This is a genomic window from Thermus sp. LT1-2-5 (assembly GCF_040363165.1).
Lineage (GTDB): Bacteria > Deinococcota > Deinococci > Deinococcales > Thermaceae > Thermus.
In genome coordinates this window covers 159,768-181,381 of the sequence record NZ_BSRG01000001.1, presented here as the reverse complement: position 1 = coordinate 181,381, position 21,614 = coordinate 159,768, and the positions used below count along the sequence as shown (strand labels likewise).

Genomic DNA, 21,614 nt, shown 5'->3' with positions numbered 1-21,614 from the left:
CGCCCCCAGTCTAAAAGAGGGCTTGGACCGGGTCAAGAAAAGGTAGCCCAAAGGGCTCCCTCGCGCAAGGAGAGCTTTGGCCCCCTCCACGGGGGGCCACCGCGACGAGGGGGTGGGGATGCTCGCCGCTTCCCCGCCCGGAGCGCAAAACAGGCCCTCCTAGACGCGGCCTCCTAGCTTTTACGCCGGATGATGGGGCGGCTCAGGACCTACTACGCCGGTCAGCTGGACCAGGTGGCTTGACAAACAAGACCGTATCAATCCCCTGACGGGGAAGCATCTCGTGCAACCCATCGATGAAGCGGCGAAGGCTTTAGGGGTGTCCCGGGGGTCGCAATCCCCTGACGGGGAAGCATCTCGTGCAACGTGGGATATCAGGGAGCCCACACCGAGCAAGACGTCCAGGAGTCGCAATCCCCTGACGGGGAAGCATCTCGTGCAACTTGTTCTTTAGGCGTAGGTTTAGCCGCGGATGGGTTAGATCGCAATCCCCTGACGGGGAAGCATCTCGTGCAACTTCGCGAATAAGCCTCATGATGCCGCCCACTCCACCCTAACGATCGCAATCCCCTGACGGGGAAGCATCTCGTGCAACACTTGGCAACGCCATCACCACCCTCCTGCAAGCCCCTTTAGATCGCAATCCCCTGACGGGGAAGCATCTCGTGCAACGGCACCCCCTTTTCTGCTACGTCCTGGACGGCACTCCTGGAGGGGGGTTTGTGAGAAAGATGAAGCTTGGAATATGCACACGCCGTATAAGGGCGGTTTTTGGGGGTTTAGCCCGTTTGCAAGCCACTTGCGGAAGGGTCGTTGAAAAGGAAAAAGCGCATATTCGCCTTCCTCAAGGGGAAAACTGGCTTTCAAGAACCCCGTCGGCCAGGGCCGACACCCCAAGTATAGCACAAGACCGAAAACGTTGACCAAGTCCAAACACAGGACAAGAAGGGGCCTGGCATCAACCCTTCGCTTTGGTGAAGTATCAAACATTCCTGTTCTGTCGTATTTAGGCAGATTAGGGAAGTAGCTATCAAAGTTTGAAGCAAAAGGAAACCGTAAACCCCTTCCGGGAAACCCGACAAGGCAGCTCCCTCAGGCCCACTCCACCCGGCTACCGGAAGGGTGCTTGCGCACGCGTAGCCTTGCGGGAAGCCGCTCCGCCAAGGCCTCCACGTGGGTCACAATCCCCACCAGCCTCCCCTTGGTGGGGAGGCCCTCCAATACCCCGGCCACCACCTCGAGGGCCTCCGGGTCCAGGGTGCCAAAACCCTCGTCCAAAAAGAGCGCCCCCAGGCGGCCCCGGGAAAGCTCCTCGGAAAGGGCCAAGGCCAAGGAGAGGCTCGCCAGGAAACTCTCCCCCCCGGAAAGGGTCTTCACCGGGCGGCGGGCCTCGGTCCAGAGGTCATACACCTCGTACTCATCCCCCTTGCCCAAGAGGCGGTAGCGGCCCCCGGAGAGGGTGGAGAGGAGGGCGTCCGCCCGCTCCACCAGGTTCCTTTGCCGTAGGCCCAGGAGGTAGGCGGGGAAGTTGTTCTCCTGAAGGTCGCGGGCCAGCTTGTCCCACAGGTCCACCTCCCGCACCACCTCCGCCAAGCGGCCTTCCAACTCCCGGCGCCGCTTGAGCCCCTCCCGAAGCGCCTCTGCCTGGCTTCGCAACACGGCAACCCGCTCGTTGAGTTCGCCGAGCCTCTCCTGCGCCCGGTCCAGGGCCTCCCGGAGTTCCCTAAGGCGGGCCTTGGCCTCCTCCAAGGGGATGTCGGGTAAGGGGGGCAAAGCCTTCAAGAGGGCCTCCACCTGGCCAAGCTCCTCCTCGTGGGCCTTTAGGCGGCCTCGCAGGGCCTCCGCCTCCTCGAGGGGAAGGTAGAGGCTTCTCGCCTCCTCCTCGGGCATGAGCCCCGAGAGCAGGTTCTGGGCCTCGGCCAGGGCCTTTACCTGCTCCTCTTTCTTGGCCTGAAGGGCAGCGAGGTCCCTGCGCACCTCCTCCAAGGCCTTGGCGAGCTCGCCGTCGCGCTGTTCCTTCTCCTCTAGGGCCGCCACCTCCTGGGCCAGGGCCTCCAGGTACGCCTTCACCCCCTTGCCCCCCGTGGCCGCCTGGAGGTATTGGTAAAGCCCGGCCCCCAAGGCGGCCTTCTCCTCCCGTAAGGCAGCCAAGGCGGCCTGGGCCTCGGCGAGGAGGGCCTCCGCTTCCCCCTCCCGGTCCGGGCGGAGGCGGGCCTCCGCCGCCCGAAGCTCCTCCACATCCTTCTGCTTGTCCATCACCCTGCTCCTCAGCCCCTGGTAATGGTCCCGCAGGTCCTCTAGCGCCTTCTGCGCCTCGGCCTGGGCCTTCTTCAGGGCCTCCAGGTCCCCAGGCCTGGGTTCCACCCCTAGCTCCCTCAGGGCCTTCTCCTTCTGAAACACCGCCTGCCGCAGGCTCCCAAGCTCCTCTAGTACCTCCCTGAGCGCCTTTTCCAGGGCCTGCCGCCGCGGGGCCAGGTCCAGCCCTTTCGGCCGTGGGGGCAGGGCGTGGACCAAGCCGCCGCACAGGGGGCAGGGCTTGCCCGGCTCCAGGAGGTCGTGGTAGGCGGCTAGCCCTTGCCGCCTCTCCTCCCTCTCCAGGGCGGCGAGCTCCCCTTCCAGGCGCGCCCTCTCTCCCTGGAGGCGCTCCAAGGCCGCTTTCAGGCGGGAAAGCTCCTCCGTTAGGGCGTGGGCCTCCGCCCCCTTGAGGGCCTGGGCCAGGGCCTCTACCTCCTCCCTTTGGGCCTTGCCCTGGGCTTCCACCTCCTTCAGCCTCTCCTTGAGCTCGGCCAAGGCCCCCTCCTCCGCCAAGCGCTTCGCCCTGGCCTCGGCCCAGGCTGTTAAGGCCCGCACCTCCCCCTCCAGCAGGGGCTCCTTGGCCAGAAGCTCCTCCAGGGCCTTCTCGTCCCGGCGGGGGCTTGGGTGTTCCCTTATCCCCACCCGGCGCCAGAGGGCCTCGAGGGCCTTCAGCTCCTGGGCCTTCAGGAGGGCTTCCCTTGCCTCCCGCAGGGCCTCGGGGTGGAAGGCCAGGGCCTGCCGCTTGCCCTCCAGGTCCGCAAGCCTCTCCCATAGCCCCCTAAGCTTCGCCTCCGTGGCCTGCAGGGCGGCTTCCTTTTCCCGGTAGGCCTGCCACAGGGGCAGGACCCGGGCCGCCTCCTCCGCCTGGGCCAGGCGCTCCCGCAGGGCCGCCATGGCAGGGGCCTCCGCCAGGAGACGCGCCTTTCTCGTTTCCAGGTGGTGGCGCTCTTCCAGGCGCTCCACCAGACCTTCCCCCTCCTTGGCCTTCCTTTCCAGGCGCCTCGCCTCTTCCCTTAGCCCCTCCGCCTCCTTCTCCAAGCGGGCACGCTCTTCCTCCAGGGCCTCCAGGGCCTCCGGGGTGACCGCCTCGAGGGCCCGTAGCTCCCCCTCCAGGCGCCCCTTTTCCTCCAGCAAGGAAGCCCGCCTGGAGGCCGCCTTCTCCCTGGCCTTCTCCAGCCTTGAAAGCTCGAAGAGGTCCAGGAGGATGCGCCTGCGCTCCTTGGCCTCCCCTTTCAAGAAGCGGTCAAACTCCCCTTGCGGCAGGAGGAGGGCCCGGGTGAAGGCCTCGTAGGAGAGGCCGAGGAGGTCCTCTATCCCTTGGTTGAGCTTCTCCAGGTTTTCCCAGGGCACCAGGCGCTCCCCGCCCGCCTCCAGCTCAAAAAGCCGCCCTTCCCCCTTCCTGCCCCGCACCCGCTCCACCCGGTAGACCCTTCCCCCCACCTGGAAGGTGAGGCGCACCCGGGCCTCCCCCAAGCCGGGGTGGACCAGATTGCCCACGTTGCGGCCCACCCGGGGCACGAGGCCGTAAAGGGCGAAGGCCATGGCGTCTAAAAGGGTGCTCTTGCCGCTTCCCGTGGGCCCGGTGATGGCGAAGAGCTCCACGTCGGAGAAGTCCACCTCCTGCCGCTCCCGGTAGGGGCCAAACCCCTCAAGCTCCAAGCGCAAGGGCCTCAAGCTCCACCTCCGTCAGGACCTGCTTTAGACCTTGCAGAAGGCCTTCCTCCTTGCGCCCCTTTTCCTCCAGGTACCGGGCGTAGGCCTCGAGGAGGCCAAGCTCCGCCCCCCCTTCTTCTTGGAACTCCCCGGGCAAAGCCCCCGCCCCCTCCACGGCCAGAAGGTTGGGCAGGGCCTGGAAAAGCCTTTCCTTGACCACGGGGGAAAGCCTTCCCTCCACCACGAGCCTGAGGTAGCCAGGAAAGTCCTTTAGCTCCTCTAGCCTCCCGTCCAGGGCCTCGGGGGGAAGGCGGTAGGTCCTTAAGGGCTTGCCCCAGCGCTCCCGGATGGGGTGGACCTTGGGGGGCCCCGAGGGGGGAAGCTCCACCAATAGCGCCCCCCGCTCCCCTTCCTCCCCCTCGCCAAAGTCCAACTGGATCAGGCTTCCCGAGTACCAGGCCAAGGGGGTTTCGGACACCGCCTGCTGGCGGTGGATATGGCCTAGGGCCACATACCGGGCGGAAAGGGGAAGGGCGGAGGCGGGCACGGCGTAGGCCTCGGAAAGGTGAAAGGCGAACTCCCCTCCCCCGGGCCGCGCCCCCACCACGGCGAAGTGGCCCAGCATCAGGGGGCTTTCCAGGTTGCCCAGGATGCGCCGCATGTTCTCGGCGTAGGCGCGGTGGCGCTCCTCCGCCTCCTGCCAGAGCTTTTTCATCAGCACCCTCTCGGAGATGAAGGGGAGGAGGGCCGCCCTTAGGCCCTTCACCTCCACTACCCCCCCCTCCTCGCGGAACAGGGGCCGGCCCCGCACCGTGGCCCCCGCCAGGGCCAGGAGGGGGGAGAGGGCCTCGAGGCGCTCCTTGGGGTCGTGGTTCCCGGCGATGACCAAGGCGGGCACCCCAAGCTCCTTAAGCCTCAGGAAAAACTCCACCGCCAAGGCCTCCGCCTCCGCAGAAACCTGGGGCCGGTCGAAGAGGTCCCCCGCCACCAACACCAGGTCCACCCGCTCTTTCTTGACGATTTCCAAAAGCGCCTTTAGGGCCTCCCCGATCTCGGGGGTGCGGTCCACGCCTTTTAATACCTTTCCCAGGTGCCAATCTGCCGTGTGAAGGAGGCGCACGGCACCCATTATGCCCTAGTGGGCGTGGCCGGGGTCGGGAGGCCCACCCCGCCCCCCCCGGAAGGCCAAGGCCGCCACCAAGGTGGTGAGGGGAACCGCCAGGAGGAGCCCCAAGGAGCCCAGGACCATGCTGGCAATCTCCGCGGCGAAGGGCTCGGTGTTGAGGAGGAAGCGCAAGGGGGTGGGGTCCCGGGTGAGGAGGAGGAACAGGGGCAAGGACCCGGCGGCGTAGGCCAAGACCAGGGTGTTCACCAGGCTCCCGATGTGGTCGTAGCCCACCTCCATGCCGCGGCGGTAGAGCTCCCGGACTCCCCAGCGGGGGTTGGCGTGGCTCAGGGCCTGGACCACCGCCGCCTGGGTCACGGTGACGTCGGTGAGGGCCCCCAAAGCCCCCACCACCACCCCCGCCAGGTAGAGGGAAACCAGGTCCACCCCGCCCCATTGCCGGAGGAGAAGGGCCTCCTCCGAGGCCAGGCCGGTGAAAGCCATGGCCCGGGTGAAGAAAAGGGCAAGCCCCAGGACGAAGGCCACGGAAAGGAGCGTGCCCAAAAGGGCGGCGGTGGTCTTGCGGTTTAGCCCGTGCACCAGGTAGAGGGTGAGGAAAAGGACGCCCACGCTCCCCAGAAAGGCGTAAAGGAGGGGGTTTCCCCCCGCAGCCACCTGCGGCACCACGAAGTAGACCACCACCAGGAGGCTCAAGAAGGTGCCAAGAAGCCCCCTAAGCCCCTTCCCCCGCCCCAGGAGGAGGGCGAAGAGGGTAAAAAGCCCCAAGAGGAAGGCGAGGTGGGGCATGCGGTCCGGCTCGGTGACGTAAAGCCGCTCCCCTTCCCGATAGAGGACCACCCGCTCCCCCAGCCGAAACCCACCCCCGTCCGTGGGCAGCAAGGCCTCCTGCCGCCTTCCCTCCACCAGGACCTCCGCCACGCCCCTTTCCGGGTTCAGGGCCAGGATGCGGCCCAAAAGGTACCCCCCTTCCGCCCAAGCGGGAAGGAGCAAAAGCAAGAGGAGAGGCCAAACCCGCATGCCCCCACTTTAGCCCCGAAAGATGAAAGGCGGTTTTCACCTAAGGTATCCTGGGGTCATGGAGCGGGCCACCAAGCAACGGCGGGCGATCCGGGAGGTGTTCTTGGAGGCGAGAAGGCCCCTTTCCCCCCAGGAGGTCTTGGCCCTGGCCCGGAGAAAGGTGCCCTCCTTGGGCCTGGCCACGGTCTACCGCAACCTGAAGGCCTTGGTGGAGGAGGGCTTTCTCGCCCCCGTGGCCCTGCCCGGGGAACCCCCCCGGTACGAGCCCGCAGGCCTCGAGCACCACCACCACTTCTTCTGCCGCCGCTGCGGCCGGGTCTTTGAGCTTTTGGGGTGCGAGCTCGCCCTAACCCACCTCCCGCCGGGCTTCCAGGCCGAGGACCACGAGGTCACGGTCTATGGCCGTTGCCCCGAGTGCGCCATATAATCGTTGCGATGGCCAAGCGGAAGCCCGCGAAGCCCGCCCAAGGTCCCGAGCGCGAGGGCCAGGCCGTCCTCTTGGGCGCCTTGGGCTTTTTCCTCCTTTCCCCCTTCTTTCCTTGGGACACGGGGGCGGTGGGGGAAGCCCTGGGCACCTTCTACCGGGCGGTGGGCCTGCCCGGCTATCTGCTTCCCCCAAGCCTCTTCCTGGTGGCCCTGGCCCTGTACCGGCAAAAACCCCTAAAGCCCCTTCTCCGCCACCTGTTCTTCCTCTACCTCCTCGCCTTCAGCCTCCTCCCCCTAGCAGGACCTTTGGCGGGGGAAGTCGGCCAGGGTCTTAGGCGTTTCCTTCAGGCGCGGGCAGGGGTCTTGGGCCTTCTCCTTTCCCCCCTCCTGGCCAGTGCGGTCTTGGACCTTTGGCTTCGGCAAAGGCCCTTTTCCCTCCTCCTCAAAGGGCTCCAAACGGGGGTGGAAGGGGTGCGGCGGGCCCGCCACGCCCTAAAGGCCTTTCTCTTGCGGCAAAAGATCCGGGCCTTAGCCCGGCTTTACCCCGAGCACACCGCCCTCCACGCCCTGGGCAAAACCCTCACTCCCGAGGAGCTACCCGGGGTGGAGAAAGCGCTCCGGGCCTTCTTGGAAGAGCGGGTAGCGGAGCTTAGGCGGCAACTGGAAGCGGACCAAAGGCCCCTGGAGCCCGATCTCCTCGCCCTAGAAAACGCCCTCAAGACCCCTCTCCCGGGGGAAGGCCCCTTGCGGGAGGCCCTAGAGGAAAGGCGCGCTGCCCTGCTCCTGGAAGCCCAGGCCCTTAGGGCGAGGCTCCAGGCCCTAAAGGCCCTCCCCCGGCTACACCCTTCCCTAAAGGGGCTTCTCCTTGGGCAAAGACTGCGGGAGGCGCGGCGGGCCCGGTTTGCGGAGCTCGCCGGCCTGGTGGAGGACCTCACAAGGCGGCAGGAGGAGCTCGCCCGCTTCCTCCCCTTCCTCACCGCCCCCAAGGAGCTCCAGGCGGAGGCCCTCAGGGCCCTCCTCACGGGCAACCCCCCGCCCCAGCCCACCCAGGCGCAAACCCGGCCCGAGCCGGTCCCCGAGCCCGAGCCCTTCGACCTGGACCTGGTCTTCCCCGAGCCCACCCCCCCCGCTAAGGACCCTCCCCGGCCCCAAGGGGAGGCCCGGGTGGCGGTGGCGCCCAGCACTGCCTTGGCCCTGCCCACCCCCGAGCTTCTGGACCCCCCGGAGCCCAAGGGGAACGTCCGCGCCCTGGAGGAGGAGGCGGAACGGCTCAAGCGGGCCATCGCCGACACCCTCAAGCAGTTTGGCGTGCAGGCGGAGGTGGTGGGCCACGCCCGGGGTCCAAGCGTCACCCGCTACGAGCTCCTCCCCGCCCCGGGGGAGAAGATCAGCCGCATCCAGAGCCTGCAGAACGACCTGGCCCGGGCCCTAGCGGTGGGGGCGGTGCGGATTGAGGCCCCTATCCCCGGGAAGAACACCGTGGGCCTCGAGGTCCCGAACCCCAAGCGGGAGTTGGTGCGCTTCTCCGAGGCGGTGCTTTCCCCGGGTTTCCAACACGCCAAGGCCCTTTTGCCCTTGATCCTGGGCAAGAGCATCGAGGGGGAGATCTGGGTTAGGGACCTGGCCAAAATGCCCCACCTCCTCATCGCCGGCTCCACGGGAAGCGGCAAGAGCGTGGCCATCAACGTCCTCATCGCCAGCCTCCTCTTCAAGCACCTCCCCACCGCCCTGCGCCTCCTCCTCATCGACCCCAAGATGGTGGAGCTCACCCCCTACGAGGGCATCCCCCACCTGGTGCGCCCCGTGGTCACGAGCCCGGAGGAAGCGGCGGGGGTCTTGCAGGGGGCGGTGGCCCACATGGAGCGGCGCTACCGCCTCATGAGCCAGGTGGGGGCCAGGAACCTGGAGCAGTACAACGCCAAGATGGAAAAGGAGGGTGGGGAAAGCCTGCCCTATTTGGTCATCGTGGTGGACGAGCTGGCCGACCTCATGATGACCGCCCCCAAGGAGGTGGAGGCGGCCATTTTGCGCCTGGCCCAGATGAGCCGGGCCACGGGGATGCACCTCGTCCTCGCCACCCAGCGCCCCAGCGTGGACATCCTCACCTCCCTCATCAAGGTGAACATCCCCGCCCGCCTGGCCTTCGCCGTGGCCAGCGGCTTTGACTCCCGGACCATCTTGGACACGCAAGGGGCGGAAAAGCTCATCGGGCAGGGGGACGCCCTCTTCCACCAGCCCGGCCTCACCAAGCCCGTGCGCCTCCAGGTGCCCTACCTCTCCGAGGAGGAGGTGGCCCGCCTCGCCGCCTTCCTCCGGGGGCAAAGCTTTGAGGACCGCTTCGCCGAGGCCTATGGGGCCGACTTTGAGCCCCCCAAGGCCCCTGAAGGGGCAGGGCCGGGGGAGGTGGACTTCTCCGACCCCCTCTTGAAGAAGGCAGCGGAGATCGTGGTGGAGGAGGGCTACGGCTCGGTGAGCCGGTTGCAGCGGCGGCTTTCTATCGGCCATGCCCGCGCCGGGAAGCTCATGGACGCCCTCGAGGCCATGGGCATCGTGGGCCCCCCCAAGGGCTCCAAGCCCCGGGAAGTCCTGATCACGAAGGAACAACTGAAGGACTTCTTCGGATAGGGGTGTGCTATCATGGCCCCTTGTGGAAGCGGTGCCGGGCGGGCGCTGGGTAGCGGAAATCTACGGCTGCGATCTGGACGTGTTGGAAAACCCCAAGATGGTGGAGGCGGCCCTCCTGGATGCGGTGATGCGCCTCGGGGCCCCCAAGGACTCGGCCCAGTCCGTGGTCTACAAGTTCCACCCCCAGGGGCTTTCCGCTGCGGTGGTGAGCCCCGTGGCGGCGGTGATGATCCACACCTGGCCCGAGGACAACGCCTCCGCCACCTTAGACCTCTACTTCTACCGCGACGGGGTGGACCCGGAGGAGGTGCTTAAGGGCCTTTCCCGGGCCTTCGGGGCCAAGGAGGAGTCCGCCTTCCGCTACTGGCGGGGCACGGAACACGCCATCCGGCGCCGAGGCTTCGGCGGCCAAGGAGGTTAGGTATGGACTACGGCATGTACTTTTTTGAGCACATCACCCCCTTTGAAACCATGGTGCGGCGCATGGAGCGGGTGATCGCCTCGGGCCGCACCCGGTACCAGGACTACTTCCTGTTTGAGAGCAAGGGCTTCGGCAAGGTGCTGGTCCTAGACAAGGACGTGCAGAGCACGGAAAAGGACGAGTACATCTACCACGAAACCCTGGTCCACCCCGCCATGCTTTCCCACCCCGAGCCCAAGACCGTGCTCATCGTGGGGGGCGGGGAGGGGGCCACCTTGCGGGAGGTGCTCAAGCATCCCACGGTGGAAAAGGCGGTGATGGTAGATATCGACGGGGAGCTGGTAGAGCTGGCCAAGGCCCACATGCTCGAGTGGCACCAGGGGGCCTTTGACGACCCCCGCACGGTCCTCATCATCGACGACGCCCGGGCCTACCTGGAGAGGACCCAGGACACCTACGACGTGGTGATCCTCGACCTCACCGACCCCGTGGGCGAGGACAACCCGGCCCGCCTCCTCTACACTGTGGAGTTCTACCGCCTGGTGAAGGCCCACCTGAACCCCGGGGGGGTGATGGGGATGCAGGCGGGGATGATCATGCTTACCCACCACCGGGTCCACCCCGTGGTCCACCGCACGGTGAAGGAGGCCTTCCGCTACGTGCGAAGCTACAAGAACCACATCCCGGGCTTCTTCCTCAACTTCGGCTTCCTCCTGGCCTCGGACGCCTTTGACCCCGCCGCCTTCTCGGAAGGGGTCATTGAGGCCCGCATCCGGGAACGCCACCTGGCCCTGCGCCACCTGAACGCCCATTACCTCGAGGCCATGTTCGTCCTGCCCAAGGACCTGCAGGACGCCTTGGACCGGGAGGAGATGGTGTCCACCGACGCCCACCCCTTCTACGTCACCCCCGAGGGGGATGCCCGCCAAGCCCCCTATCTGGGCTAAGCGTTCTCAGAGGAATAGGGAGTAGAGTAAGAGCATGCCGCGCGCCTTCGTTCTCGGAGTAGTGGCCCTGGCCCTTGTGGGCCTAGGCTGGATCCTCTTTGGGCCTAAGGGCAAGGCGGGCCTGGACCCCGCCCAAGGGGCTCGCTTCGCCTTGGGGTCCGAAAACGCTCCCGTGGTGGTGGTGGACTTCTCCAACTACCTCTGCCCCCACTGCCAGAACCATGCCCTAAACGTGCTTCCCAGGCTCAAGGCGGAGTACATCGACACCGGCAAGGTGCGCTACCTCTTCCGCGACTTCCCCTTCCCCGGCCAGGCCAACGTCATCCGGGCCAGCGAGGCCGCCGCCTGCGCCCACGAGCAGGGGCAGTACTACGCCTACCACGAGGTGCTCTTCCGCGCCGCAAGCGCCTGGGGGAATCTCACCGGCACCGTTTTGGACCGCTACCTGGTAGACTTGGCAGGGCAGATCGGGCTAGACACCCAAGCCTTCCAGGCCTGCTTAGCCTCAGGTAGGCATCGGGAAGGGGTCTTGGCGGACCAGAAGTTGGCCGATGAGCTAGGCCTCACCGGGACCCCCACCTTCTTCATCGCGGGGGAGAAGCGCACGGGCTTCCTCCCCTACGAGGAGTGGAAAGCCCTTCTGGACCAAGCCCTTTCCCAGAAATAGGCCAAGCGGTGTAGAGGCGGGGGAAGCACACCCCCGCCCCTTTCCCCTGCCTCTGCTACCCTTGGGGCATGGAGGCGCTCTGGGTAGCCGCCGCCTTCGCCCTCGGCCTGTTGGCAACCCGGCTAGGCCTCCCTCCCTTGGTGGGCTACCTGGGAGCGGGGTTTGGCCTCCACGCCCTGGGGCTAGGGGAAACGGACTTCCTGCGCCATGCGGCGGACATCGGCGTCCTGCTCCTCCTCTTTAGCGTGGGGCTTAAGCTTCGGCCCAAGGACCTTCTAGAACCCCGGGTCCTGGGGGTGGGGGGGCTTCACCTCCTCTTTTTCGCCCTCCTGGCCTTGCCCTTCGCCGGCCTCCTTCCCCTCGCCCTGGCCCTGGGGTTTTCCAGCACGGTGCTGGTGGCCAAGCTCCTGGAGGACAAGCGGGAACTCACCACCTACCACGGCCGCCTGGCCATCGGCATCCTGGTGCTACAGGACCTGGTGGCGGTGGGCCTGCTGACCCTGGGGGGCGGCGGCGCGGTGAGCCCTTGGGCGCTTTTCCTCTTCCTCTTCCCCCTCCTCCGCCTGGGGGTGACCTGGCTTTTGGAAAGGAGCGGGCACGAGGAGCTTTTGGTCCTCTATGGCCTGGGCCTTGCCCTTTTGGGAGGGGAAACCTTCCGCCAAGTGGGGTTATCCCCGGAGCTCGGGGCGCTTCTCACCGGCACCCTCCTTTCCGGCCACACCAAGGGCACGGAGATGGCCAAGTCCTTGTGGAGCCTCAAGGAGGCCTTCCTGGTGGCCTTCTTTTTGGACATCGGCCTGCGGGAAGGGCTACAGGGGGTGGAGGCGGGCCTGGTCTTGGGCCTTCTTCTCCTCTCCCTCCTCAAGGCCCCCCTCTTCTTCCTCCTCTTTCTCCTCTTTGGCCTACGGGCCCGCACCGCCTTCGTGGCCGGGGTTTACCTGGGCAACTACTCCGAGTTCGCCCTCATCGTGGGGGTGGTCCTGGAGCGGGCAGGGCTCCTCCCTTTAGGGCTTGGGAGCCTCGCCCTGTTGGTGGCCCTTTCCATGGCCCTCTCCGCCCCATTGAGCCGCTACAGCCATACCCTTTACAAGCGCCTGGAGCCTTGGCTCCTCCGGCTGGAGCGGAAAGGCCGCCACCCCGACGAGGAACCGGAGCGCCTGGACGGGGCCACGGCCCTCATCGTGGGCATGGGGCGCACCGGGGGAGCGGTCTACCGGGTGCTGGAGGCGAGGGGGGAGCGGCCTTTCGGCCTGGACGCCGACCCCGAGAAGGTGGAACGGCACCGGGCCAAGGGCAGGCGGGTGCTCTATGGGGATGCGGAGGACCCCGAGCTTTGGGAGCGGCTGGACCTCTCGGGGGTCAAGGCGGTGGTCCTGGCCCTGCCGGACCTCGAGGCCAAACTCCTCGCCGCCCGCTGGCTCCAGGAGCGGGGCTTCCAAGGTGTGGTGGCCGCTACCAGCTTCCACCTGGAGGAGGACCCGGTCTTGGAAGCCGCCGGGGTGACCCTCCTCTTCCACCCCTTCCGCGAGGCGGGCGAGCGCCTGGCGGAGAGGGTGCTAGAGCGCCTGGCTATAATGGGTGAGGTGAGCCATGGCCGGTCATAGCAAGTGGGCACAGATCAAGCGCAAGAAGGCCGCTAACGACCTAAAGCGCGGCAAGATCATCTCCAAGCACCTTCGGGCCATCCAGGCGGCCGCCCGGGCCGGGGGTAGCCCCTACCCGGAGGCCAACGTCCAGCTCCGGAATGCCATCGAGGCCGCCCGGGCGGACGATGTGCCCATGGAGAACATCGAGCGCCTCCTGCAAAAGCTCCAAGGGGGCGGGGACGGGGCCGAGCAGTACGAGGAGATCATCTACGAGGGCTACGCCCCCGGGGGGGTGGCCCTACTGGTCTACGCCCTCACCGACAACCGCAACCGCACCGCCGGCGAGGTACGCCACGTCTTCTCCAAGTACGGGGGTTCCTTGGGCACCTCGGGGAGCGTGGCCTGGCAGTTTGAGCGCAAGGGCATCATCGTCTGCCAGAACTCGGAGGCCGCCCAGGAGGCGGCCATAGAGCTGGGAGCCTTGGACCTGGAGGAAGAAGGGGAAAGCCTCACCCTCTACACCGACCCCGCCGAGGCTTACCGCATCGCCGAGGAGCTCAAGAAGCGGGGCATCCCCGTGGAGGCGGTGGAGGTGGTGCAACACCCCCAGAACCCGGTCAGCCTGCCCCCGGAGGAGGCCGCCAAGGTCATGCGCCTGGTGGAGGCCTTGGAGGACCTGGACGACGTGCAACACGTCTACACCAACCTAGACCCGGCAAGCCTCCAGGTGGAGGCGTAAACAGCCGCCCGGGGGTACCCCCGGGCGGTGCCTTACTCCTTCTTGCGCTTTTTCTCCTCCCGCATGAGGCGCCGGCGTTCCGCCCGGGAGAGGCCCGGCTGGGGCGGAGGGGTGGTGGGCCGCTTCCGTTCCACCCCGAAGGGCTCGGGCGCCTTGGGCGCCTCGGGCACGGGCACGTAGGGGGCCTCCCGCACCGGGCGCACCGGCTCCGCCTCCACCTTGAGCCGGAAGAGGAACTTGGCCACCTCGCCCTTGATGAAGGCCACCATGTCGTTGAAAAGGCGGGTGGCCTCAATCTTGTATTCCTGGAAGGGGTCCTTCTGCCCGTACCCCCGGAGGAAGATGCCCTGGCGCAGGACGTCCAGGTTGTGGAGGTGCTCCTTCCAGGCGGAGTCCACCACGTTGAGGATCACGAAGCGCTCCACCGCCCGCATGAGGAGCGGGGAAAGCTCCGCCTCCCGGGTCTCGTAGGCCTTTAGGGCCGCCTCCACCAGGCGCTCCACCCCCTCCTCGGGCTTGATGCTCCTTAGCTCCTCAAAGGGGAAGTCCTGTAGCTGGGGCACGGTGTCCAGGAGGGCGGCCTTGAGGCCCTCCAGGTCCCAGTCCTCGGGGTGGACCTGGGGGTTTAGGACGTTTTCCGCCAAGGCGGCTACCGTTTCCTCCACCATGCCCAAGGCAGCCTCCCGCACCGCCTCGTCCTGGCCCAGAAGGATGAGGCGGCGCTGGGCGTAGATCACCTCCCGCTGGCGGCTAAGGACGTCGTCAAACTGCAAAAGCTGCTTGCGGATGGCGAAGTTGCGGTCCTCCACCCGCTTTTGCGCCCGCTCGATGGAGCGGGTGACCATGGGGTGCTCGATGGGCTCGGAGTCGTCAAAGCCCATGCGGTCCAGCATGGCGATGACCCGGTCCGAGGCGAACAGGCGCATGAGGTCGTCGTCAAAGCTCACGTAAAAGCGGCTCCCCCCGGGGTCCCCCTGGCGGCCGGCGCGGCCCCGGAGCTGGTTGTCTATCCGCCTGGACTCGTGCCTTTCCGTGCCCAGGATGAAAAGCCCCCCCAAGGCCCGCACCCGCTCCTCGTCCTGTTTGCACTCTTCCCGGATCTGGCGGATCCTCTCCAGAAGCTCGTCCTTGACCCCAAGCTCCGCCGCCAGGGCCTTGGCCTCCTCCTCCTGTCCCGCCACCATCTTCTTGATGAAGAGCTCCACCTTCCACTCGTAGCGGTCAAAGCCTTCCTTTTCCAAAAGGGCGGCGGCCAGGTACTCGGGGTTCCCCCCCAGCTTGATGTCCGTGCCCCGGCCCGCCATGTTGGTGGCGATGGTGACGGTCTTGCTCCGGCCCGCCTGGGCCACGATCTCCGCCTCCTTGGCATGGTGCTTGGCGTTTAGGACCTGGTGGGGGATGCCCTGGCGGAGGATGGAGAGGGTGTGCACCGCCCGCTTCAGGCCCTCCCAGGCGGTGCGCAGGTTGCCCTTTGCCGGGATGAGCTCCTCAAAGGGGGCCAGGTCCTCGTCCTTGAGCTGGGCGGGCCTTTCTAAAAGCTTCCTCAGGCGGTCCCAGGCCTCCCCCTGTTGCTTGGCGCTGGCCTTCTTGAAGAGCTCCAGGCGCATCTCGAGGCGGGGGAGGTAGAGCCTGGGCTCCTTGAGCATCTGGGAAAGCCTTTCCGACTTCTCGATGCTGATGGTGCCCACCAAGACGGGCTGGCCCCGCTCGTACTTCTCGGCGATCTCCTCCACCACGGCGTAGAACTTCCCCTTTTCCGAGCGGTAGACTACATCGGGGTAGTCCTTGCGGATCATGGGGCGGTTGGTGGGCACCACCACCACGTCCATGCCGTAGATTTCCTGGAACTCCTTCTCTTCCGTCTTGGCGGTGCCCGTCATGCCGGCGCGCTTCTCGTAGAGGCGGAAGAAGTTCTGGTAGGTGATGGTGGCCAGGGTCTGGTTCTCCCGCTCAATCCTGACGCCCTCCTTGGCCTCGATGGCCTGGTGGAGGCCCTCGCCGTAGCGGCGCCCCGGCATGAGGCGGCCCGTGAACTCGTCCACGATGATCACCTGGCCATCCTGGACGATGTAGTCCCGGTCCCGGTGGTAGAGCTCCTTGGCCCGGATGGCCTGGATGAGCATGTGGGCGAGCTCCATGTTCTCGGGGCTGAAAAGCCCCTCCACCCCCAGGAGCTTTTCCGCCTTGGCGATGCCCTGGAGGGTGAGGTGGACGGAGCGGTTCTTCTCCTCAATGGTGTAGTCCCCCGTGGGCTCCTTGCGCACCCCTGGCTCTGCGGGCAGGCCCCTTTCCAGCTTCTTGGCGATCTCCGCCATCTTGTAGTAGAGGTCGGTGGCCTTCTCCGCCGGGCCGGAGATGATGAGGGGGGTACGGGCCTCGTCTATGAGGATGGAGTCCACCTCGTCGATGATGGCGTAGTGCAGGGGCGTGTCGTGGCGGAGGACCAGCTGGTCCGGGCTGATGGCCATGTTGTCCCGGAGGTAGTCGAAGCCAAGCTCGGCGTTGGTCACGTAGGTGACGTCCGCCAAGTAGGCCTTGCGCCGCTCCTCCGGGGTGGAGGCGTGCTGGATCACCCCCACGTTCAGGCCCAAACCCCGGTAGACGGGCCCCATCCACTCCGCATCCCGCTTGGCCAGGTAATCGTTCACCGTGACCACGTGAACGCCCTTCCCCGTGAGGGCGTTCAGGGCCACGGCCAAGGTGGCCACCAGGGTCTTCCCCTCCCCGGTTTTCATCTCGGCGATCTTGCCCTCGTGGAGCACCGCCCCGCCGATGAGCTGGACGTCGAAGTGCCGCATGCCCAGGTAGCGCTTGGCGGACTCCCGGGTGAGGGCGAAGGCCATGGGGAGGAGCTCGTCCAAGGAAGCGCCCCGCCCGTGCTTCTCCTTGAGCTCCCGGTAGGCGGCGGCCAGGTCTTGGATCTTCTCCACCTCCGGCTCCAGCCGGTTGGTGGGCTCCACCACTTGCTTGTAGTAGCGGGCGATCTCCCGCTCGTTGTTGTCGAAAAGCTTCCGTAAGAGGCCCAGCATCCTAGGGCCGATTGTACTCCTTGGGGATGAGAAACCCCTTTAGCCTTCCTCCAAGGGCCAGTAGGCGGTGGCCCCCAGGGAAAGGGGGCTTGGGGGAAGGCCCTCTTGATAGCGGCGGTAGGCGGCCAGGGCGATCATGGCCCCGTTGTCCTGGGAAAGCCCCCTGGGGGGGAAGTAGACCCTAAGCCCCGCCTCCCGGAAACGGGCCTGGAGGGCCTGGTTCGCCGCCACTCCCCCGGCCACCAGGAGGACCTTGTGCCCCGTGTCCCGGACCGCCCTAAGGACCACCTCCGCCAGATGGAGGATGGCCGCCTCCTGGAAGCCCTTGGCCAAGGCGGGTTTGGGAAGGCCCTTCTCCACGAGCTGCACCGCCTTGGTCTTGAGGCCGGAGAAGCTAAAGTCATACCCCTCCTGTTCCCGCATGGGCACGGGGAAGGGGACCGCCTCCTCCGCCTCTTGGGCCAGGCGCTCGATCTCCGGCCCCCCGGGAAAGCCGAGGCCCAAAAGCCGGGCCACCTTGTCAAAGGCCTCCCCAGCGGCGTCGTCCCGGGTGGCGCCCAGGAGGCGGTAGCGGCCAAGCCCCAGGACCTCGTAGAGGTGGGTGTGCCCCCCCGAGGCCACCAGGGCCAGGAAGGGGGGGTCTACCCCTTCCGGCCAGGCGGCGGCGATGTGGCCCTCGAGGTGGTGAATGGCGTAGAAGGGCCGCCCCAAGGCCCAGGCCAGGCCCTTGGCGAAGGTGTAGCCCACCAGGAGGGCCCCGATGAGCCCGGGGCCCCGGGTGGCCGCCACCAGGTCCAGCTCCCGGGGGGCGACCCCCGCCTCGGCCAGGGCCTTTTCCGTGAGGGGGCCGATGGCCTTCAGGTGCTCCCGGCTTGCGAGCTCCGGCACCACCCCGCCGTAGGCCTCGTGGAGGCGCACCTGGCTCGCCACCAGGTTCACCACCACCTGGCCGTCCTTCACTAGGCCCACCCCGGTGTCGTCGCAGGAGGTGTCAATCCCCAAGACCCACACCTTTCCACCCTACCAAGGCTAGGCTAGGGGAAAGGTGCTTTGGCTTTTCCCCATCCTCCTCCTGGTCTACCTCCTCTACCGGGCCCAAAGGCCTAAGCCCCGGCCCTGGGCGGGGGTGTGGCTTTGGCACAAGGGAAAAAGCCGCCGCTTCCGCCCTCGGCTCGACCTAAGGCTATTCCTCCTGCTTCTGGCCGCAGCCCTCCTGGTCCTGGCCCTGGACGACCCCCCCTTGGGCCCCTCCCCCATGGTCTTCGTGGTGGACGCCTCCGCCAGCATGAGCGCCAACGAAGGCGCCAAAACCCGCCTGGACTTGGCCAAGGAAAGGCTTCTTCCCCTCCTGGAAAGGGCCCCGGAAGCGGTGGTGGTGCGGGCCGGGGAAACCCCCATGGCCTTCGGCCCCGCCCCGGGGGTGGCCCTGCGGGACGCCCTCCTGGCCCTAGAGGCGGAAGACCGCCAGGCGGACCTGGAGGGGGCCATGGCCTTAGGGAGGAGGCTCCTAAGGGCCCCGGTGGTGGTGGCCACGGACGGCCCCCCGCCCCCGGGGGCGGAGGGGTACGTGGGGGTGGGAAGCCCCCGGGAAAACCTGGGCCTGGTGGCGGTGGACCGGGGGTTTTTGGCCCTGGGGAATAGCGCCCAAAGGCCCCTTACCGCAGAGGTGGAACTGGAGGGGAAGCGCTTTCGCCTGGAGGTTCCCGCCCGGGGGTATGCCCGCCTCCCGGATCTCCCCCCCACCTTCGCCGCCCGGCTTAGGGGCAAAGACGCCCTGGCCCTGGACGACGAGGCGGGCTTTGGCCTTAGGCGGCCTGGGGTGGACTACCCCAAGCTGCCCGCCCTGGTGCGGCTATTTTCCCTCCTTGGGGTTAGCCCGGGGAGGGAGGTCTTGGTACGGCTTGGGGTGCCGGAAGGGGCCCCCGAAACCCCTACCCTCTTCCTGGCCCCAAGGGGCGGCGCCCCCATCCCCGTCCTCCTCACCGCCCCTCACCCCCTCTTGGAAGGGGTAGCCCTCCTGGGGGAGGCCCTGCCCCCGCCCCCTAGGCCCCAAGGCCCCTGGCGGGCCCTGGCCGAGGGGGAAGGTGGGGTGGGGCTCCTCTACGCATCCGACGGGGGGCTTTACCTTCCCTCCTTGGAAGCCCTCCAGGACCAGCCCTTCTTTCCCCTTTTGGTCTACAACTTCCTCAAGCCCTACCGGGAGGTGCGCGCCGGCCTCCTCGCCCCCGAGGAAACCCTCCTTCCCACCCCGGGGGAAAGCTTCCTGCCCAAGACCCCAGGGGGCGGGGGGAGGTTCTTCGCCCTCCTGGCCGCTTTCGTCCTCCTCCTGGAGGCCCTCCTCTTCCGGAGGCGATAATGGGGCCATGCGCTTTCGCCCCTTCACCGAGTTTGACCTCGAGGCCCTGAACCAGGTGGCGGGAGACCGTCCCCTAAGCCTCGGCGCCGTGCGCCACTTCGCCCGCACGGGCCACTCCTTCCTGGCCGAGGAGGGGGAAGCGCCCCTGGGCTTCGCCCTGGCCCAGGCGGTATGGCAGGGAGAGGCGGCCACCGTCCTCATCGCCCGCATAGAGGGGCAAAGCCAAGAGGCCCTGGAAGGCCTTCTCGCCGCCGTGGTCAAAAGCGCCTACGACGCCGGGGTCTACCAGGTGGCCCTCCACCTAGACCCTGAACGGAGGGACCTGGAGGAAGCCCTAAAGGCCCAGGGCTTCGCCATCGGACCCTTGGTCCTGGCGGTGCGGGTCTTGGGCAGCCGGGGGGCGAGGGGCGAGACCCGGGGCGTCTTAGAATGAGGGGCATGAACCGCGTCCTCATCGGCATCCGGGGGGAACCCACCCCCGAGGGGATGGAAAGGATCCTCACGGCGCTCAAGGCCCTGGAAGGGGTGGCCCAGGCCCAGGCCACCGGCCCCGCCCAGGTCCTGGTGGAGTACGACCCCCAGTCCCTCACGGTCATGGACCTGATCCGCACCATCCGGGAAGAGGGCTTCCTGGCGGGTATGCTCTAGAAGAGGTGCCCCATGCTGGACTTTTACGCCCTGGAAGACCTCCTTACCCCCGAGGAGAAGGAGGTACAGAAGGCCGCCCGCCGCTTCCTGGAGAAGGAGGCCCTGCCCTATATCCGCGACTGGTGGGAGGAAGGGGTCTTCCCCACCCACCTCATCCCCCGCTTCGCCGAGTTGGGCTTCCTAGGCCCCACCCTGCCCCCGGAGTACGGGGGGGCAGGGGTTTCCAGCGCCGCCTATGGCCTCATCGCCTACGAGCTGGAACGGGTGGACTCGGGGTTAAGGAGCTTCGTGAGCGTGCAGAGCTCCTTGGTCATGTACCCCATCTACGCCTACGGGAGCGAGGCGCAAAAGCGGGAGTTCCTGCCTAAGCTCGCCCGGGGGGAGCTGGTGGGGTGCTTCGGCCTCACCGAGCCCGACGGGGGCTCGGACCCCTACGGCAACATGAAGACCCGGGCCCGCCGGGAGGGGGACACCTGGGTCCTCAACGGCACCAAGATGTGGATCACCAACGGCAACCTGGCCCACCTGGCCGTTATCTGGGCCAAGGACGAGGAGGGGCGGGTTCTGGGTTTCCTCGTCCCCACGGACACCCCTGGGTTCCAGGCCCGGGAGGTGAAGCACAAGATGAGCCTCAGGGCCTCGGTGACCAGCGAGCTCATCCTCGAGGAGGTGCGGGTGCCCGAGTCCTTGCGCCTGCCCAAGGCGGAAGGGCTCAAAGCACCCCTTTCCTGCCTCACCCAGGCCCGCTTCGGCATCGCCTGGGGGGCCATGGGGGCCCTGGAGGCGGTCTACCAGGAGGCGGTAGCCTTCGCCCAAAGCCGCGCCACCTTTGGCACCCCCATCGCCCAAAAGCAGCTGGTGCAGGCCAAGCTGGCCGACATGCTTTCCTGGCACACGGAAGGGCTTCTTTTGGCCTGGCGGCTCGCCCGGCTTAAGGACGAGGGGAAGCTCACCCCAGCCCAGGTCTCCCTGGCCAAGCGGCAAAACGTCAAGAAAGCGCTGGAGGCGGCCAGGCTCGCCCGGGACATCCTGGGGGGAAGCGGAATCACCCTGGAGTACCACGCCATCCGCCACATGCTCAACCTGGAAACCGTCTACACCTACGAGGGCACCCACGACATCCACACCCTGGTCCTGGGCCGGGAGGCCACGGGGCTTAGCGCCTTCTAGATGGTCCTCGCCTTCACCGGCGACCCCTTTTTGGCCAAGGAGGCCCTCCTGCAAGAGGCCCGGGTCTGGGGGCTTTCCCGCTTCACGGAGCCCACCCCGGAGGCCTTGGCGGAGGCCCTCTCCCCGGGGCTTTTCGGCGAGGCGGGGGCCCTTTTGGATCTAAGGGAGGTGGGGGAGGGGGAGTGGAAGGCCCTCAAGCCCCTCCTTGAGCGAGTTCCGGAAAACGTCCCTGTCCTCCTCCTGGACCCCAAGCCCACCCCCGCCCGGGCGGCCTTCTACCGCTCCCGAGAGCGGCGGGACTTCCCCACCCCCAAGGGCAAGGACCTCCTGCGCCACCTGGAGAACCGGGCCAAGCGGCTGGGCCTCAAGCTCCCTTCGGGGGTGGCCCAGTACCTGGCCAGCCTCGAGGCCGACCTGGAGGCCTTGGAAAGGGAGCTGGAGAAGCTTGCCCTCTTAACCCCGCCCCTCACCCTGGAAAAGGTGGAGCGGGTGGTGGCCCTAAGGCCCCCCGTCACCGGGTTCGACCTGGTGCGGGCGGTGCTGGAGGGGGACGCCAAGGAGGCCTTCCGCCGCCTTAGGGCCCTTTGGGAAGAGGGGGAAGAGCCCCTCAAGGTCCTAGGGGCCTTTTCCTGGCAGTTCGCTCTCCTGGCCCGGGCTCACCTCCTTCTCAGGGAAAATCCCAGGCCCAAGGAGGAGGACCTCCCCCGCCTCGAGGCCCACCCCTACGCCGCCCGGCGCGCCCTGGAGCTCGCCCGCACCCTCGAGGCCCCCGCCCTCCGGGAAGCCCTGGACGTCCTCATCGCCGCCGAGCGCCGGGCCAAGGAGGGGAAGGACCCCTGGCTTGCCCTGGAAGGGGCCGTCCACGCCCTCCTCCCCTTGACCCGCCGGTCAGTCTCCGGGTAGAGTCTT

General features: G+C 67.3%; 17 protein-coding genes and 1 CRISPR repeat array. Of the genes, 12 read left to right on the top strand and 5 right to left on the bottom strand.

Annotation, left to right across the window (positions count from 1 at the left end; translation table 11 throughout):
- Positions 1-253: 253 nt before the first annotated feature.
- Positions 254-672: a CRISPR direct-repeat array (repeat unit 37 nt; unit sequence GATCGCAATCCCCTGACGGGGAAGCATCTCGTGCAAC).
- Positions 673-1,092: 420 nt separating this feature from the next.
- From ABXG85_RS00905 to ABXG85_RS00895, 3 genes are read right to left on the bottom strand one after another with little or no spacing between them, the layout of a single operon-like run.
- Positions 1,093-3,960, bottom strand: coding sequence for an AAA family ATPase (locus ABXG85_RS00905; protein ID WP_353511854.1), 2,868 nt, complete (start codon positions 3,958-3,960; stop codon positions 1,093-1,095).
- Positions 3,944-5,068, bottom strand: a complete 1,125-nt coding sequence (locus ABXG85_RS00900; protein WP_353511853.1) for a metallophosphoesterase family protein — start codon at positions 5,066-5,068, stop codon at positions 3,944-3,946. The genes ABXG85_RS00905 and ABXG85_RS00900 overlap by 17 nt, the downstream gene beginning before the upstream one ends.
- 15 nt (positions 5,069-5,083) lie before the next feature.
- A complete protein-coding gene (locus ABXG85_RS00895; RefSeq protein ID WP_353511852.1) occupies positions 5,084-6,091 on the bottom strand; it encodes a YibE/F family protein in 1,008 nt (335 codons plus the stop codon).
- A 58-nt stretch (positions 6,092-6,149) separates the two neighbouring features.
- On the opposite strand from ABXG85_RS00895, the gene ABXG85_RS00890 reads away from it, so the two are divergent.
- The 7 genes from ABXG85_RS00890 to ABXG85_RS00860 all read left to right on the top strand — a co-directional run bounded on the left by ABXG85_RS00890 (position 6,150) and on the right by ABXG85_RS00860 (position 13,502).
- Complete coding sequence (locus ABXG85_RS00890; RefSeq protein ID WP_353511851.1) at positions 6,150-6,518, top strand: zinc uptake transcriptional regulator; 369 nt, start codon at positions 6,150-6,152, stop codon at positions 6,516-6,518.
- Between the two features lie 8 nt (positions 6,519-6,526).
- Entirely contained in the window at positions 6,527-9,142 is a 2,616-nt protein-coding gene (locus ABXG85_RS00885) for a DNA translocase FtsK (RefSeq protein WP_353511850.1), read from the top strand.
- Positions 9,143-9,164: 22 nt separating this feature from the next.
- Positions 9,165-9,563, top strand: coding sequence for an S-adenosylmethionine decarboxylase (speD, locus tag ABXG85_RS00880; RefSeq protein ID WP_353511849.1), 399 nt, complete (start codon positions 9,165-9,167; stop codon positions 9,561-9,563).
- Positions 9,564-9,565: 2 nt separating this feature from the next.
- A complete protein-coding gene (gene speE, locus ABXG85_RS00875) occupies positions 9,566-10,510 on the top strand; it encodes a polyamine aminopropyltransferase (protein ID WP_353511848.1) in 945 nt (314 codons plus the stop codon).
- Positions 10,511-10,544: 34 nt separating this feature from the next.
- Positions 10,545-11,177, top strand: coding sequence for a DsbA family protein (locus ABXG85_RS00870; RefSeq protein ID WP_353511847.1), 633 nt, complete (start codon positions 10,545-10,547; stop codon positions 11,175-11,177).
- Between the two features lie 68 nt (positions 11,178-11,245).
- A complete protein-coding gene (locus ABXG85_RS00865; protein ID WP_353511846.1) occupies positions 11,246-12,781 on the top strand; it encodes a cation:proton antiporter domain-containing protein in 1,536 nt (511 codons plus the stop codon).
- The gene (locus ABXG85_RS00860; RefSeq protein ID WP_353511845.1) at positions 12,768-13,502 is read left to right on the top strand and encodes a YebC/PmpR family DNA-binding transcriptional regulator; all 735 of its coding nucleotides are present in this window, start codon (positions 12,768-12,770) and stop codon (positions 13,500-13,502) included. The genes ABXG85_RS00865 and ABXG85_RS00860 overlap by 14 nt, the downstream gene beginning before the upstream one ends.
- Before the next feature lie 32 nt (positions 13,503-13,534).
- Here ABXG85_RS00860 and secA read toward each other — a convergent pair whose 3' ends face one another.
- Positions 13,535-16,531, bottom strand: coding sequence for a preprotein translocase subunit SecA (gene secA, locus ABXG85_RS00855; protein WP_353511844.1), 2,997 nt, complete (start codon positions 16,529-16,531; stop codon positions 13,535-13,537).
- A gap of 39 nt (positions 16,532-16,570) precedes the next feature.
- Positions 16,571-17,542 carry a tRNA (adenosine(37)-N6)-threonylcarbamoyltransferase complex transferase subunit TsaD gene (gene tsaD, locus ABXG85_RS00850; RefSeq protein ID WP_353511843.1) on the bottom strand — a complete coding sequence of 324 codons (972 nt, stop codon included), beginning with the start codon at positions 17,540-17,542 and terminating at the stop codon, positions 16,571-16,573.
- A gap of 34 nt (positions 17,543-17,576) precedes the next feature.
- Here tsaD and ABXG85_RS00845 point away from each other — a divergent pair, with 34 nt between their 5' ends.
- From ABXG85_RS00845 to holA, 5 genes are read left to right on the top strand one after another with little or no spacing between them, the layout of a single operon-like run.
- A complete protein-coding gene (locus ABXG85_RS00845) occupies positions 17,577-18,887 on the top strand; it encodes a VWA domain-containing protein (RefSeq protein ID WP_353511842.1) in 1,311 nt (436 codons plus the stop codon).
- 7 nt (positions 18,888-18,894) lie between these two features.
- Positions 18,895-19,320, top strand: a complete 426-nt coding sequence (locus ABXG85_RS00840; RefSeq protein ID WP_353511841.1) for a DUF1999 family protein — start codon at positions 18,895-18,897, stop codon at positions 19,318-19,320.
- A gap of 5 nt (positions 19,321-19,325) precedes the next feature.
- Positions 19,326-19,535: a heavy-metal-associated domain-containing protein gene (locus tag ABXG85_RS00835; RefSeq protein ID WP_039459244.1), complete on the top strand. Its 210-nt coding sequence runs from the start codon at positions 19,326-19,328 to the stop codon at positions 19,533-19,535.
- A 12-nt stretch (positions 19,536-19,547) separates the two neighbouring features.
- Positions 19,548-20,705, top strand: a complete 1,158-nt coding sequence (locus tag ABXG85_RS00830; protein ID WP_353511840.1) for an acyl-CoA dehydrogenase family protein — start codon at positions 19,548-19,550, stop codon at positions 20,703-20,705.
- Positions 20,706-21,608, top strand: coding sequence for a DNA polymerase III subunit delta (gene holA / locus ABXG85_RS00825; RefSeq protein WP_353511839.1), 903 nt, complete (start codon positions 20,706-20,708; stop codon positions 21,606-21,608). It begins immediately after the preceding gene.
- The last annotated feature ends 6 nt before the right edge of the window (positions 21,609-21,614 follow it).

What these genes read in the sequence shown, in the direction of transcription:
- ABXG85_RS00890 (WP_353511851.1), top strand. Translation starts at nt 6,150, where the DNA reads ATGGAGCGGGCCACCAAGCAACGGCGGGCGATCCGGGAGGTGTTCTTG.
- ABXG85_RS00835 (WP_039459244.1), top strand. Translation starts at nt 19,326, where the DNA reads ATGAACCGCGTCCTCATCGGCATCCGGGGGGAACCCACCCCCGAGGGG.
- holA (WP_353511839.1), top strand. Translation starts at nt 20,706, where the DNA reads ATGGTCCTCGCCTTCACCGGCGACCCCTTTTTGGCCAAGGAGGCCCTC.
- ABXG85_RS00860 (WP_353511845.1), top strand. Translation starts at nt 12,768, where the DNA reads ATGGCCGGTCATAGCAAGTGGGCACAGATCAAGCGCAAGAAGGCCGCT.
- ABXG85_RS00865 (WP_353511846.1), top strand. Translation starts at nt 11,246, where the DNA reads ATGGAGGCGCTCTGGGTAGCCGCCGCCTTCGCCCTCGGCCTGTTGGCA.
- speE (WP_353511848.1), top strand. Translation starts at nt 9,566, where the DNA reads ATGGACTACGGCATGTACTTTTTTGAGCACATCACCCCCTTTGAAACC.
- secA (WP_353511844.1), bottom strand. Translation starts at nt 16,531, where the DNA reads ATGCTGGGCCTCTTACGGAAGCTTTTCGACAACAACGAGCGGGAGATC.
- ABXG85_RS00830 (WP_353511840.1), top strand. Translation starts at nt 19,548, where the DNA reads ATGCTGGACTTTTACGCCCTGGAAGACCTCCTTACCCCCGAGGAGAAG.
- ABXG85_RS00840 (WP_353511841.1), top strand. Translation starts at nt 18,895, where the DNA reads ATGCGCTTTCGCCCCTTCACCGAGTTTGACCTCGAGGCCCTGAACCAG.
- ABXG85_RS00870 (WP_353511847.1), top strand. Translation starts at nt 10,545, where the DNA reads ATGCCGCGCGCCTTCGTTCTCGGAGTAGTGGCCCTGGCCCTTGTGGGC.
- ABXG85_RS00885 (WP_353511850.1), top strand. Translation starts at nt 6,527, where the DNA reads ATGGCCAAGCGGAAGCCCGCGAAGCCCGCCCAAGGTCCCGAGCGCGAG.
- ABXG85_RS00895 (WP_353511852.1), bottom strand. Translation starts at nt 6,091, where the DNA reads ATGCGGGTTTGGCCTCTCCTCTTGCTTTTGCTCCTTCCCGCTTGGGCG.